This is a genomic window from Arthrobacter sp. TmT3-37 (assembly GCF_054510835.1).
The window spans coordinates 227,697-244,219 of record NZ_JBTNDU010000001.1 but is presented as its reverse complement, the minus strand read 5'-3'; the positions used below and the strand labels follow the sequence as shown (position 1 = coordinate 244,219).

General features: G+C 67.7%; 19 protein-coding genes. 12 read left to right on the top strand and 7 right to left on the bottom strand.

Annotated features, from left to right (window positions below; genetic code table 11):
* Positions 1–55: 55 nt before the first annotated feature.
* The 4 genes from ACX80U_RS01060 to ACX80U_RS01045 all read left to right on the top strand — a co-directional run bounded on the left by ACX80U_RS01060 (position 56) and on the right by ACX80U_RS01045 (position 3,925).
* Complete coding sequence (locus ACX80U_RS01060) at positions 56–916, top strand: carbohydrate ABC transporter permease (protein ID WP_208741757.1); 861 nt, start codon at positions 56–58, stop codon at positions 914–916.
* Positions 913–1,551 (top strand): hypothetical protein, encoded by a 639-nt coding sequence (locus tag ACX80U_RS01055; protein WP_208738986.1) that lies wholly within the window; start codon positions 913–915, stop codon positions 1,549–1,551. The genes ACX80U_RS01060 and ACX80U_RS01055 overlap by 4 nt, the downstream gene beginning before the upstream one ends.
* Before the next feature lie 38 nt (positions 1,552–1,589).
* Positions 1,590–3,566: a beta-galactosidase gene (locus tag ACX80U_RS01050; RefSeq protein ID WP_244185829.1), complete on the top strand. Its 1,977-nt coding sequence runs from the start codon at positions 1,590–1,592 to the stop codon at positions 3,564–3,566.
* A 113-nt stretch (positions 3,567–3,679) separates the two neighbouring features.
* Positions 3,680–3,925 carry a hypothetical protein gene (locus ACX80U_RS01045; protein WP_459267132.1) on the top strand — a complete coding sequence of 82 codons (246 nt, stop codon included), beginning with the start codon at positions 3,680–3,682 and terminating at the stop codon, positions 3,923–3,925.
* A gap of 73 nt (positions 3,926–3,998) precedes the next feature.
* Here the strand turns inward: ACX80U_RS01045 and ACX80U_RS01040 are convergent, their stop codons facing one another.
* On the bottom strand, positions 3,999–4,250 hold the full coding sequence (locus ACX80U_RS01040; protein ID WP_459267131.1) for a hypothetical protein: 252 nt from the start codon (positions 4,248–4,250) through the stop codon (positions 3,999–4,001).
* Positions 4,251–4,517: 267 nt separating this feature from the next.
* Complete coding sequence (locus ACX80U_RS01035; RefSeq protein WP_459267130.1) at positions 4,518–4,964, bottom strand: rhodanese-like domain-containing protein; 447 nt, start codon at positions 4,962–4,964, stop codon at positions 4,518–4,520.
* 93 nt (positions 4,965–5,057) lie between these two features.
* On the opposite strand from ACX80U_RS01035, the gene ACX80U_RS01030 reads away from it, so the two are divergent.
* From ACX80U_RS01030 to ACX80U_RS01005, 6 genes are all read left to right on the top strand, one after another.
* Positions 5,058–5,516, top strand: a complete 459-nt coding sequence (locus ACX80U_RS01030) for an Lrp/AsnC family transcriptional regulator (RefSeq protein ID WP_459267129.1) — start codon at positions 5,058–5,060, stop codon at positions 5,514–5,516.
* Positions 5,517–5,727: 211 nt separating this feature from the next.
* Positions 5,728–5,916, top strand: a complete 189-nt coding sequence (locus tag ACX80U_RS01025) for a hypothetical protein (protein ID WP_459267128.1) — start codon at positions 5,728–5,730, stop codon at positions 5,914–5,916.
* A 43-nt stretch (positions 5,917–5,959) separates the two neighbouring features.
* Positions 5,960–6,325 carry a hypothetical protein gene (locus tag ACX80U_RS01020; protein ID WP_459267127.1) on the top strand — a complete coding sequence of 122 codons (366 nt, stop codon included), beginning with the start codon at positions 5,960–5,962 and terminating at the stop codon, positions 6,323–6,325.
* A gap of 271 nt (positions 6,326–6,596) precedes the next feature.
* Positions 6,597–7,115, top strand: a complete 519-nt coding sequence (locus ACX80U_RS01015) for a hypothetical protein (RefSeq protein ID WP_459267126.1) — start codon at positions 6,597–6,599, stop codon at positions 7,113–7,115.
* Between the two features lie 135 nt (positions 7,116–7,250).
* Positions 7,251–7,412: a hypothetical protein gene (locus ACX80U_RS01010; protein ID WP_459267125.1), complete on the top strand. Its 162-nt coding sequence runs from the start codon at positions 7,251–7,253 to the stop codon at positions 7,410–7,412.
* A 65-nt stretch (positions 7,413–7,477) separates the two neighbouring features.
* On the top strand, positions 7,478–8,686 hold the full coding sequence (locus ACX80U_RS01005; RefSeq protein ID WP_459267124.1) for a cysteine desulfurase-like protein: 1,209 nt from the start codon (positions 7,478–7,480) through the stop codon (positions 8,684–8,686).
* Between the two features lie 119 nt (positions 8,687–8,805).
* On the opposite strand, the gene ACX80U_RS01000 is transcribed toward ACX80U_RS01005, so the two are convergent.
* Complete coding sequence (locus ACX80U_RS01000) at positions 8,806–9,213, bottom strand: RidA family protein (RefSeq protein ID WP_208738979.1); 408 nt, start codon at positions 9,211–9,213, stop codon at positions 8,806–8,808.
* 54 nt (positions 9,214–9,267) lie between these two features.
* Here ACX80U_RS01000 and ACX80U_RS00995 point away from each other — a divergent pair, with 54 nt between their 5' ends.
* Positions 9,268–9,558, top strand: coding sequence for a hypothetical protein (locus ACX80U_RS00995; protein WP_459267123.1), 291 nt, complete (start codon positions 9,268–9,270; stop codon positions 9,556–9,558).
* A 369-nt stretch (positions 9,559–9,927) separates the two neighbouring features.
* Here ACX80U_RS00995 and ACX80U_RS00990 read toward each other — a convergent pair whose 3' ends face one another.
* Positions 9,928–11,067: a glutamate--cysteine ligase gene (locus ACX80U_RS00990; RefSeq protein WP_459267122.1), complete on the bottom strand. Its 1,140-nt coding sequence runs from the start codon at positions 11,065–11,067 to the stop codon at positions 9,928–9,930.
* A gap of 148 nt (positions 11,068–11,215) precedes the next feature.
* Between ACX80U_RS00990 and ACX80U_RS00985 the strand changes: the two genes are divergently transcribed.
* Positions 11,216–12,034: a shikimate 5-dehydrogenase gene (locus tag ACX80U_RS00985; protein ID WP_459267121.1), complete on the top strand. Its 819-nt coding sequence runs from the start codon at positions 11,216–11,218 to the stop codon at positions 12,032–12,034.
* Between the two features lie 60 nt (positions 12,035–12,094).
* Here the strand turns inward: ACX80U_RS00985 and ACX80U_RS00980 are convergent, their stop codons facing one another.
* From ACX80U_RS00980 to ACX80U_RS00970, 3 genes are all read right to left on the bottom strand, one after another.
* Positions 12,095–14,029 carry an alpha-amylase family glycosyl hydrolase gene (locus tag ACX80U_RS00980; RefSeq protein ID WP_459267120.1) on the bottom strand — a complete coding sequence of 645 codons (1,935 nt, stop codon included), beginning with the start codon at positions 14,027–14,029 and terminating at the stop codon, positions 12,095–12,097.
* A 219-nt stretch (positions 14,030–14,248) separates the two neighbouring features.
* Positions 14,249–15,583: an ABC transporter substrate-binding protein gene (locus ACX80U_RS00975; protein WP_133082499.1), complete on the bottom strand. Its 1,335-nt coding sequence runs from the start codon at positions 15,581–15,583 to the stop codon at positions 14,249–14,251.
* Positions 15,584–15,676: 93 nt separating this feature from the next.
* Positions 15,677–16,510, bottom strand: a complete 834-nt coding sequence (locus ACX80U_RS00970) for a carbohydrate ABC transporter permease (protein WP_133082590.1) — start codon at positions 16,508–16,510, stop codon at positions 15,677–15,679.
* Positions 16,511–16,523 lie beyond the last annotated feature (13 nt).

The window sequence follows — 16,523 nt, the reverse complement described above, 5'->3', positions numbered from 1 at the left end:
CACGATCGAATCCAACCCTGCCGTCCCCGTCCCGGTGAACCCCGACGATCCCACCATGCGGGCGCCCCGGCGCCGTCCGATGCGCCGGCACATCCCGACCGCGATCTGGATCATCGGCATCGTCGCGCTCACGGCCATCGTGCTGTACCCGCTGCTGTGGATGGTCTCGGCGTCGCTCAAGCCGAACTCCGAGTTCGGCAGCAACCAGGGCTTCCTCCCCGAGAATCCGACCTTCGACAACTTCGTGAAGGTGATGCAGGGCATTGCCGGGATCCCGACCTGGAAGTTCTTCCTCAACTCCCTGCTCCTCGGCGTCGGTGCTGTCATCGGCACGGTCATCTCGTCCTCGATGGCCGCGTACGCCTTCTCCCGCATCAACTTCCGCGGCAGCAAGATCCTCTTCGCCGCCATGATCGGGACGTTGCTCCTGCCCTTCCACGTGCTGATCATCCCGCAGTACATCATCTTCCGGAACCTCGGACTGATCGACACCTTCTGGCCCCTGCTGGCCGGCAAGTTCCTGGCCACGGAGGCGTTCTTCGTCTTCCTGATGGTCCAGTTCATCCGCAACCTGCCCCGGGAACTGGACGAGGCCGCGCGCATCGACGGCTGCGGTCACGCGAGGATCTTCTTCTCCATCACCCTGCCGCTCATCAAGCCCGCCATCATCACCTCGTCGATCTTCGCGTTCATCTGGAGCTGGAACGACTTCCTCGGCCCACTGCTCTACCTGAACTCGCCGGACAAATACCCCCTGCCGCTCGCCCTGCGCATCTTCAACGACCAGACGAGCACCTCCGACTACGGCGCGACCATCGCGATCTCCGTGCTCGCACTGCTGCCGGTCATGCTGTTCTTCGTGATCTTCCAGCGCTTCCTCGTCGACGGCGTCGCCACCCAGGGCCTCAAGGGATGAGCCGGCGCCGGCGCGAGGCCGTTCGCGGGCGGGAAGCCGCCACCCGCGACGGAAGCGGCCTGCGCTGGCCCGGGGCGTCCGCCCGTTTCGCCCTGTTCGGAGAGGTCCTGTGGGTCGGGGTGCTGTGCTGTGTGGCGGGCCTCGGGATCGTCACGATCCCTGCGGCCTTCGCTGCCGGTTCGGCCCATCTCCACCGTTTCCTCCGCGCCGAGGACTCCTCCCTCCGCCACTTCGCCGCGGACTTCACCGCAGCCCTGCGGACCGGCTGGCTCGTGGGTCTGGGCGTCGTGCTGGGCGTCGCGCTCCTGCTGCTCGACATCGTCGTCGCCGCTGCGCGGATCCTGCCGGGGTGGCAGTTCGTCCTGGCGATGGGCGTCGTCCTGCTGGTCGCCCTGCTGGCAGCCCTTGCCGGGACGACGGCCCGCTGGCAGGACTCACGCTCATGGCGCACCGCCGGGATCCAGTGGGTCCGCGACGTGCGGCGCGACCCGGCGGGCGTCGTCTGGCTCGCCTTCGCGGTGGGCCTGACGGCGATCGTCGCATGGCAGCTGCCACCGCTCGTGGTCCCGGGCATCGGATGCCTGGTGTTCGCGGCGCTGGCGACCTCCGTGCGGGACCGCCCCACCCGGTCCTGACCATCCTTCCGACCACCCCGACTACCCCTGGAGCTCGCGTGCATTACGGCGGCGATTACAACCCCGAACAGTGGCCCGAGGACATCTGGCCTGATGACGTGGCACGCATGCGCGAGGCCGGGGTGACGATGGTCAGCCTCGGGATCTTCTCGTGGGCCCGGATCCAGCCGTCCGAGCACGAGTTCGACTTCGACTGGCTGGATCGCATCATCACCCTCCTGCACGACGCCGGTATCGCCGTGGACCTGGCCACCGCGACGGCGTCGCCACCACCCTGGGCGACCGTCGCCTACCCGGAGATGCTGGCCGCGGACGAGCACGGGTCGCCCTACTGGCACGGCAGCCGCCAGCACTACGCGCCGTCGTCGCCCGCCTATCGGAAGCTCGCCGCCGCACTCGTGACGAGGATCGCGGAGCGCTACGCGCAGCACCCCGCCGTGGTGCTCTGGCACGTGAACAACGAGTACGGCTGCCACCTCAATGTCGACTACTCCGATGCGGCTCGGGATGCCTTCCGCCTCTGGCTGGAGAAGCGCTATGTAACGGTGGACGCTCTGAACGAGGCCTGGGGCACCATGTTCTGGTCCCAGCGCTACGGCAGCTTCGGCGAGGTCTTCCCGCCCCGCCACGCGCCCTACAGCCACAACCCCGGCCAGCTCCTCGACTACCGCAGGTTCACCTCCGACATGCTCCTCGAGTGCTACCGGATGGAGCGCGACATCATCCGCGCCGCGGGCGCGACGCAGCCCGTCACCACCAATTTCATGGGCGCCTTCAAACCGGCGAACTACGCACAGTGGGCGCCGGAGCTGGACGTCATCAGCGACGACCTGTACCCGGACCCCAACGACCCCGAGAGCTTCCGCGAGGGCGCCTTCCACGGGGACCTCATGCGGTCGCTCAAACCGGGCACCCCGTGGCTGCTGATGGAGCAGGCGTCCAACGCCGTCAACTGGCGGCCGTCGAACGCGCCGAAGGCGCCGGGGCAGCTCGCGGCCCAGAGCATGCAGGCCGTGGCCCGTGGAGCCGACGGCATCCTGTTCTTCCAGTGGCGCCAGTCGCGGGCGGGGTCGGAGAAGTTCCACTCCGGTATGCTGCCGCACGCCGGGACGCAGACGCGGACGTGGCGGGAGGTGGTGGCACTCGGGCAGGAGCTCGACCGGCTGCCGGGACTGCCCGCCGACGACGGTTCCTCGCGCGTCGCCATCCTGCTCGACTGGGAGAACTGGTGGGCCATCGAGAACCCCGACCACCCCACCTCCCTCGACTACCTGTCCCTCGTGCGGGGCTGGTACGACACCGCACACCGCCTCCATGTGCAGGTCGACATCCTGCCGCCCACGGCAGACCTCACGACGTACGACGCCGTCATCGCTCCGCACCTCTACCTGCTCACGGACCAATCCGCCGGCAACCTCGTCGCCTTCGTGGAGCAGGGCGGACACCTGCTGGTCACGGCCTTCAGCGACGTGGTCGACGAGAGTGACCGCTTCCGTCCGGGCGGGTTCGGCATGCAGCTGCGCGACCTGCTCGGGATCGTCGTCGAGGACTTCGGCGCGCTCGTCGCACCGGACTCGCAGGGGCCCGGGCAGCAGCAGGCGCGGATCGCCGGCCGCGGGTTCGGCTTCGCGGGCTCCTACCTCGCGGAGGAGGCCCACGTCGTCGACGCCGAGGTCCTGGCGACCTTCGACGGGGCCCGCCAGCACGGCCGGCCGGCACTGACAGTGCGCCGCGAGGGGGCAGGAGCCGCCTACTACCTCGCCACGGTGCCCGACGACGACGGCGCCCGGCAGGTGCTCGGGCACTTGTTCGCAGCGGCGGGCGTGGAGCCGGTGCTGCCCGGACTGCCGCCGATGGTGGAGGCGATCCGCCGTGGCCGGTTGCTGACCGTCATCAACCACGGCGTAGAAGCCACGGAGATCGAGGTGGCGGGCGAGGACGCCCTCACGGGCCTCGCCGTGGACGGCGTCACGCTGCAACCCTTCGGCTACGCCCTCGTACTGACCGATCGCTGACGCCGGTCGAAGAATCGCCCTCCCGGTACACCGCACTCCCGGCAGGTGCAAGACGGGAGTGCGGCTTCCACGGGGGCTGCGGGGGAGCCGGCGGCGGGCCTACGCTCGGGATCATGGACCAGCCGACTGAAGAACATCACCTGAAGGATCTTGGCAGCACCGAGGGGATCGATCCGACCGACGTCGGCCAGATCCAGGACGGGCCGCTGACCGCTGCGGACGAGGTCGACCTCATCGCGAATCAGGCCGTCCCGGACGGCGACCCGTCCGTCGAGACGCTCGCGGGCAACGTCGGACTCGAGGACGCGCCCGCGGACAACCCGACGACGGACGACCGCTTCACCGAGGGCTCGCGCTAGCAAAGGCCCGCGGGGAGACCCTCCCTGCCGCAGGCGGTTTGCCGCGGGACCACAGCCGTGATCCCGGATCGGCTCAGGACTCGCGGACCGCTCTCTCGCCCGTCTCCTCGGCCGGAGCGTCCCGGATGGCCTGACGCCGATCCAGCTCCTCGCGGAGCTCGTGGTGCTGACCCTCGGTCTCGGCATCCACCTCATGATGTTCGACGAACTGGCGGTCCCGCGACCGGTGGTTCCTGCTGTTCAGGATGTCCAGGTCGTCCCTGTCCACGGTCGACAGGTCCTCCGGGAAATCCTTCGCCGGATCCAATCTGCTGCTGTCTGCCACTGTCCAACTCCTCATGGGCGCGTTGATCCATCTTCCCCGAGTCTAGGGTCGAAGCCCGTGTTCCGCCCACCGCGACAACCCACGAGCCGGATCGGCACCGAAGACCAAACTGCTACCGGGTCGGATCGTCGTCGCGGAAGCTGTAGATGACGTCCACCGGGCAGGTGACAGCAGGGCACACTCGCTCCTGGACCACCGGGGCGAGCGGCTTGCCGCAGACGAGACCGTTCCCGCTTCCTGCGGCGTCGACCTGCGATTCTGCGCCTGTCAGGCGGTGTCGCGCTCGTCATGCCGCGGTGCGGTCGGTGCTGTCAGGGGGTCCGGTGAACGGCGTGCGCGCCCCTCATCACTGACCGTGGCGAAGCCCTCGCGGGACCAGTACTCGAACCCGCCGATCAGTTCGCGCACATTCGTATAGCCCAGCGACGCCAGGTTCAACGCGCCGCGGGTGCTGCCGTTGCAGCCCGGTCCCCAGCAGTAGACGACGATGGCGGCATCCAGGGCGGGGGCGACGTCGGTGATGCGTGCTTCGAGCTCTGCGTTCGGAATGTGGACGGCACCTGGAATGCGGCCCTGCCTCCAGGAAGCGGCCGAGCGGGTATCGATCACGATCGGGCCGAGGCCAGATGCACGCTCAGCAGCCAGGTCCGCAGGGTCGGTTTCATAGGCGAGCTTCGCAGCGAAGAAGTCAGCGGCGGAAAGAGAAGGAGGCATGCATCTATCGAATCTCGTCCGACGCTCTTCTGGAACAGCACATCGATTGTGCAGAAGCGCCGACGGCCGTGGAACCACGGTACATTCACCGTTATGCCATCGAACCCACGGTTGGACCTCGACGCAACCGATGAAGCGATAGTCCATTACCTGCAGCAGGACGGACGGACGAGCGTCGCGCAACTCGCTCGGGCCATCAATCTCTCACCGAGCGCGACCAGCGATCGTCTCCGGCGCCTCACCGATGGCGGGGTCATCACCGGGTACTCCATCACCGTCGATCCTGAAGCTCTCGGGTACTCGGTGACAGCGTTCGTGCGACTGGCCTACCCCACCGGCAACTACAAGCCGTTCCATGACCTCGTCGACGCGATGCCCGAGATCATCGAAGCACACCACGTCACCGGAGCGGATTGCTTCATCATCAAGGTCCTGGCCCGCTCGATGCGCGACCTCGAACGCATCACCGGTCGCCTCGCTACCCTCGGTGGCATCACGACCAGCGTGGTCTACTCGAGCCCGATTCCCTCGCGACACATCACTCCTGCCTGACACGGGAGGCATCGCCCACTTCGACCGTCCTGCTCACGAATCGAACTCACCCGTGTACGGAGAGGGATCCCCACCGTCACCTACGAAGCCGGACGCAGGTCCACCGGCTTCCGGGCAGCTGAAAGATCTCGGTGGATGGCGGCCTGCGGAGGTCCGCCTTTTCCATGAGGACCCGTTTGTTGTTGCAGCACCGCCCCGGTAGACATAGGCCATGACCTCGAACACCCCTGTCGCGAAGACGCTATTCATCATCAGCACCATCGTCGCAATAGGCATCCTTACTTACCTGTGGGTCCACTTCGACAACACACCCCTGGTGATCAAGGTGTTCTTCTCACTGTTCATGGTCGGCATCGTCAGCTTCAACGCGCGACGAGCGTTCTCACGCCGTAACCCCTGACCCGTATCCGGCCACGCACGGGAACAGCTGCCATGGAGGCCGCATGAACTACTCCATGGTCGAATGGATCGCAGCCTTCAGGGCATCCTTCGACCACATCTCCGCCCTCCCACGGGACGAGTGGAACCTCGTCGCCGTATGCCCTTTGGACGACGAGACGCTCGCTGTAGTCGTGGATCAGGGGCCCCATCGGTTCGGCCGGCGCTTCCGTCTCGAGTCGCTGAACAACAGTGGCTTCCGGGGCCTCCGCCACCCTGGCGAACTAGCCGCCATCCTCATTCTCGGTGAGGTCCTGGAGCCACACTCGTTGGACAGTCGTCCCAGCTCACTGGTTGCCGAGGGCATCTACCCGAAGGCGATCTGGGGTGGGGAGCAGCCCGAAAACGACGACGATGCAGCGACGGACTAGCTTCTGACGCCGTCGGTGAGGAGCCGTGAGCGTACGGCTAGGCGTCTGGGTGGAACGTCGCACAGCTCGCCGGCCTGGCAACTCCCTCCTGCGCCCGACACCGCCGGCGTCGAGCACGAGGACACTGCAGCCGTGCAAGGTTCAAGCGTCCAACCCAGTGACCGCTCGCTGACAGCGGACCGCCGTTGACAGCCCGTCCACTCACGCGCACCCTTTAGGCACGACGTGACGGCGACTCCGCTGCCCCGCCCTTCCACGAAAGGCAGCCGTCATGAAAAATCCACGCCTCCTCGTGCCCGTCGCCGTGCTCGGCCTGTCCTTGACGGGTGCCTCTTCGGTTGTCGCAGCCGGACCCGAACGCGATCCGGTGACGGTCGACAGCTACGACTTCCAGTTCAGCTGCGGCGATGACTTCGACGTCCGAATCAGCGGAACCTCGAGCACGAAGTCTCTGTTCTGGCTCGACGAGCAAGGCAACGTGACCCGGTTCAGGATGCAGGCGGCGGCACCACGCGATGTCCTCACGAATCTGGACACCATGACGTCGGTCGAAGTGGGGGCACACTTCGTCCAGACCTACACCCGCGTACCCGGCACCAACGAATACACCGTCACGGTGGTGGGACACAGATACCTGGCCACCGATCCCGGCGCGGGCATCATCATGCGCGACGTGGGCAGGATCGTCTTCTCCGATCCCTCCGAACAGACTGTCACCTTCGAGGCGGGCGTCCACGACGCCGCAGATCCAGACCTCCTGGGACTCGCCCTGTGCGGTCTGGTCGACTGACGCGGGAGCGACTCCGCCGGCAACAACGCGGCGGCTGCCCTCCGCTCCAGCTGATCTCGCTCGGCCGGCGGTCGCCGAAGTCTCGGACCCGCGCGCTACGCTCGAGCATCTGATCGTTCACCGATGGGGGTAGCTGTGCGTCTGGATGGATTCTCGTTCCTGATCGTTCTCGTCGTCTGGGTCATCGTGCCGGTGATCTTCGGGCTGGTCCTGTACTGGATCATCCGGCTCGGCGTGAAGCACGGACTGCGGTCGTATCACTCCGACGCCAACGGGAACTCTCCCTCTGCGGTATAGCCGACGTCGGTCGACTACCGCCCGCGATGTTTCCCGTTTCGGCCCCCGCCTGAGAAAGTAGCGGCATGACCCTGGACATCGCGGCCTTCCGCGCGCACTTCCCCGCCCTACGCACCGGTACCGCGTACTTCGACGGCCCCGGCGGGACGCAGGCCCCCGCCGTCGTTGGAGCCGCGATAGCCGACGCCATCACCGGGCCGCTGTCCAACCGCGGCGTCGGCATGGGCTCGGAGAGGAACGCCGAATCGGCGGTCAGCGGATTCCGCGCGGCGATGGCCGACCTGCTCGGGGCGCATCCCGGCGGGGTCGTCTACGGGCGGAGCGCAACGCAGCTCACCTACGACTTCTCCCGCCATCTCGCCAAGACCTGGCAGCCGGGCGACGAGGTCGTGGTGTCACGGCTGGATCATGACTCCAATATCCGCCCCTGGGTGCAGGCAGCCGACGCGGTCGGCGCCACCGTGCGCTGGATCGATTTCGAGCCGGACACCACGGAGATTGACCAAGCGTCCGTCGCGACCGCGATCACCGAGCGCACGAAGCTGGTGGCGATCACCGCCGCTTCGAACCTGCTCGGCACGAAACCGCCGGTGCGCCGCATCGCCGATGCCGCGCACGGGGTCGGCGCTCTGGTCTACGTGGACGGTGTGCACTACACCGCTCATGCGGCGGTCGACGTGAAGGCGCTGGGAGCTGACTTCTTCGCCTGCTCGCCCTACAAATTCCTCGGACCCCACTGCGGTGTTCTCGTGGCCGACCCGGAGCTGCTGGAGTCGCTGCAGCCGGACAAGCTGCTGCCGTCCACGAACGCGGTTCCGGAGCGGTTCGAGTTCGGCACCCTCCCGTACGAGATCATGGCCGGAACCGCGGCGGCCGTGGACTTCCTGGCAGCGATCGCTCCGGGAACCGGGACCGGCCGCCGTGCGCGCCTTCTTGCATCCGCTCATCTGGTCGACGAGCACGAGCTCGCGTTGCGCTCCCGCATCGAGGCAGGGCTGGCGGAACTGGGTGACGCCGTCGTGCTGCACTCGAAAGCCCAGGATCGGACACCGACACTGCTGGTGACGTTCCCGGGCCGGTCCTCCGCGGACGCCTACCGATTCCTCGCGGATCGCAACATCCTCGCGCCGGCGGGGTCCTTCTACGCCTACGAAGCCTTCCGTCGCCTTGACCTCGAGGACAGCGCCGCCCTGCGGGTCGGCTTGGCTCCCTACAACAACGACGACGACGTCGATCGCCTCCTGACCGCGCTCGGCGAGTTCGTCGCCTCATGACGCGGGTGTAGGTCTTCACGTCGCACGGGATGGGCCGATGCCGGCGACGACGACGAGCAGGATGCCACCGGTTCGGCTGTGCCGTAGCAGGATCCTTCGCCGAACGCTGACGCGGATCCTCAGGTGCGGACAGCGGCCACGGCTTCGATCTCCACGAGTTGGTCCTCATATCCAAGAACCGTCACGCCCAACAGGGTGCTCGGTACGTCATGGGCACCGAACGCTCGGCGTACAACCTCCCAGGCGTCGACGAGATCACCCCGATCGGTCGATGCCACGAGCACGCGGGTGCTGATGACGTCTTCGATAACCGCTCCAGCTGCATGGAGAGCCGTCGTCATGTTTCGAACGCACTGTTCCGCCTGTGCTGCGTAATCGCCTTTTCCCACTGTTGCCCCGGTTTCGTCGAGGGGACAGGACCCCGCGAGGAAGATCAGTCGCGCATCGGCCGGCGCGGTGGCGGCGTAGGCATACTGGGCTGCGTCCGTCAGCGCGGTGGACCGGATCAACGTCACTGCTGAAGCCATCAGATCCTGCTTTCCCTCGTGCCGACCAAGCAAGCTTCCCATCATTCACCCACCATGGAGGATCCTTCCCCCTTGATGGTGTCCGTCCTCCTGCTCCTGGGCTTCATCGCCTCCACAGGCATCGTGATCCTGTTCGGTCGCGCATGGAGCCGTGGACGCCACCGTCCCGAGGCCGCCCGGATCACTGCTGTGTCAGTCGGTCTCGTCGGCCTGGTGAGCGTGCTCCTCACGGGAGCGTTCGGACGAGGAATCGCCGTGGCAGACGCCGGACGGTCATCGTGGCTGGTCGACACGCTGTTTCTGGTCAGCGCCATCGGCATCCCCACGCTCTTCCCGTCGGGCTGATCGCCTTCTCGAGAACCCGCCGGGAACAGCATCCGGTGCCCCTCGTCCGCTGGGGGATCCGAAAGCGGGCAACCATGCGTCCGGATCGTCGGGTGCACTTTCCCGACGCCGCGCAGCTCGCCTGCCCAGCCACTCCTCCCTGCAGGCATCGGTCTTCGCGGCGTCCGCGGTACCCGCTGCCGCGCCGTCGTCCAGGGGGGATACGTAGAACACCGACAGCATGACCAGGGCGCCTAGGGCTCGACCGAAACCGGCGAGGAAGGAGACGACCCCACGGATGAGGAGGATCGCGACGGCTGCCGTCCAGCCGGACATGTGGGCCGGTGCTTCCGGTCGCGGTGGAGGCGCCGTGGCCGGTGTCGGTGCCCGCTACTCGCGCAGCTGCTGCACCATGTCCAGCACGACGGCGCGCAGGTCGCCGTCGTGCTCCTCGGCGATGCGCCGCTGGCGCTGGTACCCGGCTCCGCGCTGCATGATGCCCTCGACGTCGGCCAGCTCGCTGCTGCAGCCGAGTCTCGCGGCGATGGGCTCCAACCGGGTGAGCACGTCGGCGAGGTGGTCCGTCACAAGCTGCTCGTTGCCGTCGGCGTCGAGGATGATGATGGCGTCCAGCCCGTAGCGGGCGGCCCGCCACTTGTTCTCCTGGATGTGCCAGGGCTGCATGGTGGGGATGCTGCCGCCCGCGTCGAGGGTCTGCGAGAACTCGTGGACGAGGCACTGGGTGAGGGCGGCGACGGCACCGACGTCGCGCAGCGTGGACAGGCCGTCGCACACGCGCATCTCCACCGTCCCGAGGTTCCCGACCGGGCGGATGTCCCACCGGATCTCGCTGACGGCGTCGATCACTCCCGTGGTGGACATGTCCTGGACGTAGGACTCGTACGCCGCCCAGTGGTCGAAGTGGAAGGGCAGGCCCGCCGTGGGCAGCTGCTGGAACATGAGCGCGCGCTGCGAGGCGTAGCCCGTGTCCTCGCCGCCCCAGAACGGCGACGACGCCGAGAGCGCCTGGAAGTGCGGGAAGTAGTTGGTCAGGCCGTCCACCACAGGGAGCGCCTTGTCGCGGTGGTCGAGGCCCACATGGACGTGCACGCCGTAGATGACCATCTGCCGGCCCCACCACTGCGTGCGGTCGATCAGCTTCGCGTACCGTTCCTTGTCCGTCACCTGCTGGGAACGCGGCGCACTGAAGGGATGCGAACCGGCGCAGAACAGTTCCACGCCCATCGGGTCGGTGACCTCCCGGACGGCGGCGAGCGAGCGGGACAGGTCCTCCTTCGCCTCGTCCACGGTGGTGCAGATGCCGGTGACGAGTTCCACCGTGTTGAGCAGCAGTTCCTGCTTGATGTGGGGGTGCTCGTCGTCGTCCTGCAGTTCCGGGTGGTTCGCGCTGACCCCGCGGAGCACCTCGTTGGCCACGGGGACGAGCTCCCCGTTGTAGCGGTCCACGAGCGCCAGTTCCCACTCGACGCCGAGCGTGGACTGGGCTGACTGCGCAAAGTCGATCTTCAAGGAAGCGGCTCCTGACGGGTACGGGCTCATCGATTGGTGCCTCGGGACGCGCCGTCGCGGAAAGAGACTCGTCCCTATGCTAGTGCTTGGCGCGGCGCGAAGCGGGTCCGCTCGCCCGGGCGGGCATGCTGCTGGAAGAATATGCACCGTGCCCATCCTGAACAAAGACATGACCCTCTGCATCTCCCTGGCCGCGCGGCCGAGCAACATCGGGACGCGCTTCCACAACTACCTCTACGAGGAGTTGGGCCTGAACTTCATCTACAAGGCCTTCACCACCCCGGACCTGCCGGCGGCCATCGCGGGCCTGCGGGGTCTCGGGATCCGGGGCTGCGCCATCTCGATGCCGTTCAAGGAAGACGTCATCGCGCTCGTCGACAGGTTGGACCCCTCGGCGAAGGCGATCGATTCCGTCAACACGATCGTGAACGACGACGGCGTCCTCACCGCGTACAACACCGACTACCTCGCGGTGGAGCGGCTCCTGCGGGAGCATGCCGTGCCGACGTCGCATTCGGTCCTCGTGCAGGGGTCCGGGGGCATGGCCAAGGCCGTCGTCGCAGCCCTGCGTGATTCCGGGTTCACCCGGGTGACCGTCGTGGCCCGCAACGAGCGCACGGGCCGGGCTCTCGCGGACCTGTACGGCTTCGCCTGGCAGCAGGCGGTGGGGGAGTCGACGGCCGACCTCATCCTCAACGTGACGCCGCTCGGCATGGCCGGCGCGGACGCCGACGCCCTCGCCTTCCCGGCAGCCGCCATCGAGGCGGCACGGGTGGTGTTCGACGTCGTCGCCTCCCCGTCGGAGACGCCGCTGATCCTCGCCGCCCGGGCAGCGGGCAAGCCGGTCATCACGGGTGCGGAGGTCGTCGCACTGCAGGCCGAGGAGCAGTTCGTCCTCTACACAGGTGTCCGTCCCACGGCGGAGCAGGTCCGGGCTGCGGGGGAGTTCTCGCGCCGGGAGGCGTAGCAGGCGGGTCGGGCGGCGGCGTGTCCCTGCGCCGGCAGGCGGTGCCGACGGGGCCCGGGCCTAGACCTCGGCGCGGACCCTGAACCAGCGCACGCCGTGCGGTTCGAGGGTGATACCCGCTGTCAGGTGCGCCCGCCGCCCGGTGATGAGTTCGATGACCCTCTCCGGCAGGCCGGAGAGGGTCCGGGCGCTGACATCCTGCGGGGTGTCGGCGAAGTTGGCGAGGACGAGGACGGTGGAGTCCTCGCCGTCGAGCAGGCCGGGCCGCTGGTAGCCCAGGACATGCGGGTTGTCGGTGTGGAAGGGGACCAGGCGGCCGCCGGTGAACTCGGGGGTGTGCTTGCGCACCTCGATGAGGCGGACGAGGCCGGTGTGGACGGCCCCGGCGTCCGTGGCGGGGTCCTGCCGGGTGGCGTAGCGATCGGCCGGGTAGGCCGGCCGGCCGACCCAGCGGCTGTCGCCGGCCTTCGCAGGGTCGGAGAGGTAGGTGTAGTCGTTGAGCTGCCCGACCTCGTCGCCGAGGTAGAGCAGCGGGATGCCGCCGGTGCTGAGGATGATCGAGTGGGCCAGCAGGATCCGCGCGACGGCGGCACCGGGGGCGTCCTCCGTGCCTCCGGTCTCGGCCGCTTCGAGCCCGGCGAGGGACGCGGTGGTGCCGGAGATGCGGCAGTCCCCGGTGCGGGGGTTGTCCTGGAACGGCACGCCGCGGGCGAAGCTACCCGGGAACCGGTTCACGTAGAAGGCGTTGAGGAACCGGCGGTGGTCGTGCCCGTTGATGCCCAGTTCGGCGGCATCCTCGTCGGAGAAGGTCCAGCCGATGTCGTCGTGGCTGCGCACGTAGTTCACCCAGGCGGTGCCGTCGGGGATGTCGTGCCGGCGTTCGAGGGCCTGGGCGAGGAGGGACACCTCCCGGGTGGCCAGGGAGTTCCAGATCAGGGCCATCTGCAGCGGGTTGTAGCTGAGCTGGCACTCACCCGGGTCGATGTACTGGACCACTTCGTCGGGGTGGACGATCGCCTCGGACTTGAACAGCAGCGACGGTGCTGCGAGCCGGCAGACGGCGTTGAAGGCCTGCAGGAGCAGATGCGCTTCGGGGAGGCTCTCGCAGGTGGTGCCGAGCTGTTTCCAGATGAACGCGACGGCGTCCATGCGCACGATGTCCACGCCCTGGTTCGCGAGGAAGAGCATCTCCCCGGCCATGGCCCGGAAGACCCGGGGGTTGCGGTAGTTGAGGTCCCACTGGAAGGAGTGGAACGTTGCCCAGATCCAGCGGCCGTCCTCGAGCTGCACGAAGGAGCCGGGGTGGTCGTCGGGGAAGATCTCGCGGACCGTCCGCTCGTAGGCGTCGGGCATGCCCCGGTCGGGATAGATCCAGTAGAAGTCCTCGTAGTCCGGGTCTCCGGCGACGGCTCGGCGCGCCCAGTCGTGCTCGTCGGAGGTGTGGTTGAAGATGAAGTCGACCACGAGGGCGATGCCGTTCTCCCGCAGTTCGCGAGCGAGGTCCGCGAGGTCGTCCATGGTCCCGAGCGCCGGGTCCACGTCGCGGTAGCTCGAGACCGCGTAGCCGCCGTCGGAGTTCTCCGCCGGCGCGAGGAACAGCGGCATCAGGTGCAGGTACGTCAGGCCCAGCTCGCGGAGGGAGGGGATCCGGTCGCGCAGTCCGGCGAGGTTCCCCGCGTACAGGTCCACGTAGCAGACCCCGCCGAGCATCCGGTTCGAGGCGAACCAGTCCGGCGCCATGGCGCGGGCGGCGTCGAGGGCCTTCAGGTCCGCGGGCCGGTCCTGCCAGGACGCTGCGGCGTCGAGGACCACCTGCAGGAGCTCTCCATCCGCTCCCGGACCGTAGATGCGATGGAACAGGGCCTGCAGGCGCGGGAACTCGGCATCGAAGCGCGCCAGGAACGAGGACCAGTCCGCGTCGGACGTTCCGGAGAGGCGCGATGCCTGCACCTCCGCGCGGACACGGTCTTCGGGGAGAGGCTGCGGGGAGCTCATCGGGCAAGCCTATTGCAGCGGAGCGGCCAGGGGCGGAGCACGTCCTGCCGTACGTCGGCTGCAAGAGCACGGAGGGCGTGGACGTCCGGGAACGCCGGGTGCTGCCGCCCGGCCTCGACGGGAGCATCCGCGAACCGCAGGAGCACGCCGTCGACGCGCGAAGCGCCGCGCCCCTTCCGGGACGCGGCGCTTCGGGACGTTCCGGCAGGTGCGCCGGTACTACTCGGAGACGGGGATCGACTGCGATTTCAGCGAGTCGACGGTCTTCTGCTGTCCGTTCTCGAGGGCGTCCATCAGGGTGCCGGAGCCACCGATGGCAGCACCGAATCCGTCCGAGACGTCCGTGTAGGTCTGCGTCATCGTGGGACCCCAGGTGAAGTCGGGGTTCACGTTCGCGGAAGCGTCGGCGAAGACGTCGTAGATCTTCTGCCCACCGTAGTACTCGACGCCGCCTGCGAAGGCCTCGAGGTCGGTGGCCGACTTCGCTGCGGGGTAGAGGCCGCCGAGCTCGTTGGCCAGCGCGAGTGCCTCGGGATCGGTGTTCAGCCAGAGCGCGAACTTCGCGGCCTCGGCCGGGTGGTCCGAGCCCTTCAGGACCGCGGTGGAGGAACCGCCCCAGTTGCCGGCGGCCTCTCCGCCGTCCTCCCACTGCGGCATCGGGGCGACGGCCCACTTGCCGGAGGTGTCGGGCGCGCCGTCGGACAGGGTGGTCGCACCCCACACGGCAGAGACCCAGGTCCACTGCTGGCCCGTGTTGAACGAGGCGTTCCATTCGTCCGAGAACGACGGCAGCGTGGAGACGAGGTCCTTGGACAGCAGATCCTGCCAGTAGGTGGCCACTTCCTCCGATTCGGGGCTGGTCAGGTTGACGTCCCAGTTCTCGCCGTCGTTGGCGAACCACTGGCCGCCGTTCTGCCAGACCATGCCCGCGAACCAGTTGACGTCCGTCTTCGGGAAGTTGGTGATGTAGGAGCCCTGCGCCTTGATCTGCTCCGCCGCCGCCGCGTACTCCTCCCACGTGGTGGGAACCGCGATGCCGGCCTGCTCGAAGAGGTCCGCGCGGTAGTACATGGCCATCGGGCCGCTGTCCTGCGGGACCGCGTAGACCGAGCCCTCCTCACCGAAGGTCACCTGGCCCCAGGTCCAGTCCACGAACTGGTCCTGGGCGTCGGCGATGCCCTCGCACTCGGCGATGTTCTCGAGACCGTCCTGTACGCGGAAGTTGGGCAGGGCGTCGTACTCGATCTGGCCGAGGTCCGGTGCGTTGCCCGCCTGGATCTGGTTGAAGAAGTTCTGGTAGGTACCGGAGTTGCCGTTGGGGCCGGTCTGCACCTTCACCTGGATGTCAGGGTTCTCGGTGTTCCAGAGCTCGGCCACCTGGTCCATGCCCGGGACCCAGGTGGTGAAGCTCAGTTCGACGGGTCCTTCGGAGGCCTCGCAGGGGACGGCTTCGGCCCCTGCCTCGGAGCTGTCTCCGCCGGCTGAACAGCCGGAGAGAGCCAGCGCAGAGATCATGGCAAAGGCCGCGGTGACTTTTCCGTAATGCGCGCGCATTGTCTTTCCTATCGGTTGATTGAGCAGTGCGGTGCGGGGCGGACGCCGGCGCACCAGGAGTGCTGGTCGGGGAGTGCTGGTCGGGGAGTGGTGCTACTTGACGCTGCCGGCGCCGAGCCCGCTGCTCCAGAAACGCTGGAGTGCGAGGAAGGCGATGATCAGCGGGAGGATCGAGACGAGCGCCCCGACGATCACGAGGGACCGCAGTTCGGGGATCTGGCTGATCTGGCTGTTCCAGGCGTACAGGCCCAGCGTCACGGGGAAGAGGTCCTGGTCGCGGAGCATGATCAGGGGCAGGAAGAAGTTGTTCCAGATCGCGACGAACTGGAACAGGAAGATCGTCACCAGCGCCGGTGCCATGAGGCGTGTGGACACCGTGAAAAAGGTGCGGATCTCTCCGGAGCCGTCGAGCCGGGCCGCCTCGAGCAGTTCCCCCGGCACGCTGGCGGCGGCGTAGATCCGTGCCAGGTAGACGCCGAAGGGACTCACGAGGCTCGGCAGGAACACCGCCCACATGGTGTTGGTGAGGTTCACCTGGCTGAAGATCAGGAACAGGGGCAGGGCCAGGGCGGTCGCGGGGACCAGGACGCCGCTGAGGACGATGTTGAAGATCGCCTCGCGTCCCCTGAACTCGTACTTGGCGAGCGCATAGCCGCACATCGCGGCGATGATCGTGCCGATCAGGGCGCCCACGCCGGCGTAGAGGGCGGAGTTGAGCAGCCAGCGGCCGAACAGTCCGTCGCCGTAGGAGAAGAGCCGTCCCAGGTTGCCGAAGAACGTCCCGAGGGAGTCCGCGGTGAACCACAGGGGTGCGGTCGAGGTGACCTCGCCGCCCGTCTTGGTGGACGTGGTCAGCAGCCACCAGATAGGTGTCAGGAAGTAGAGGGTGAAGACCCCCATGATGAGCATCGCGGCACTGCGGGACATGACGCTCTGCCGT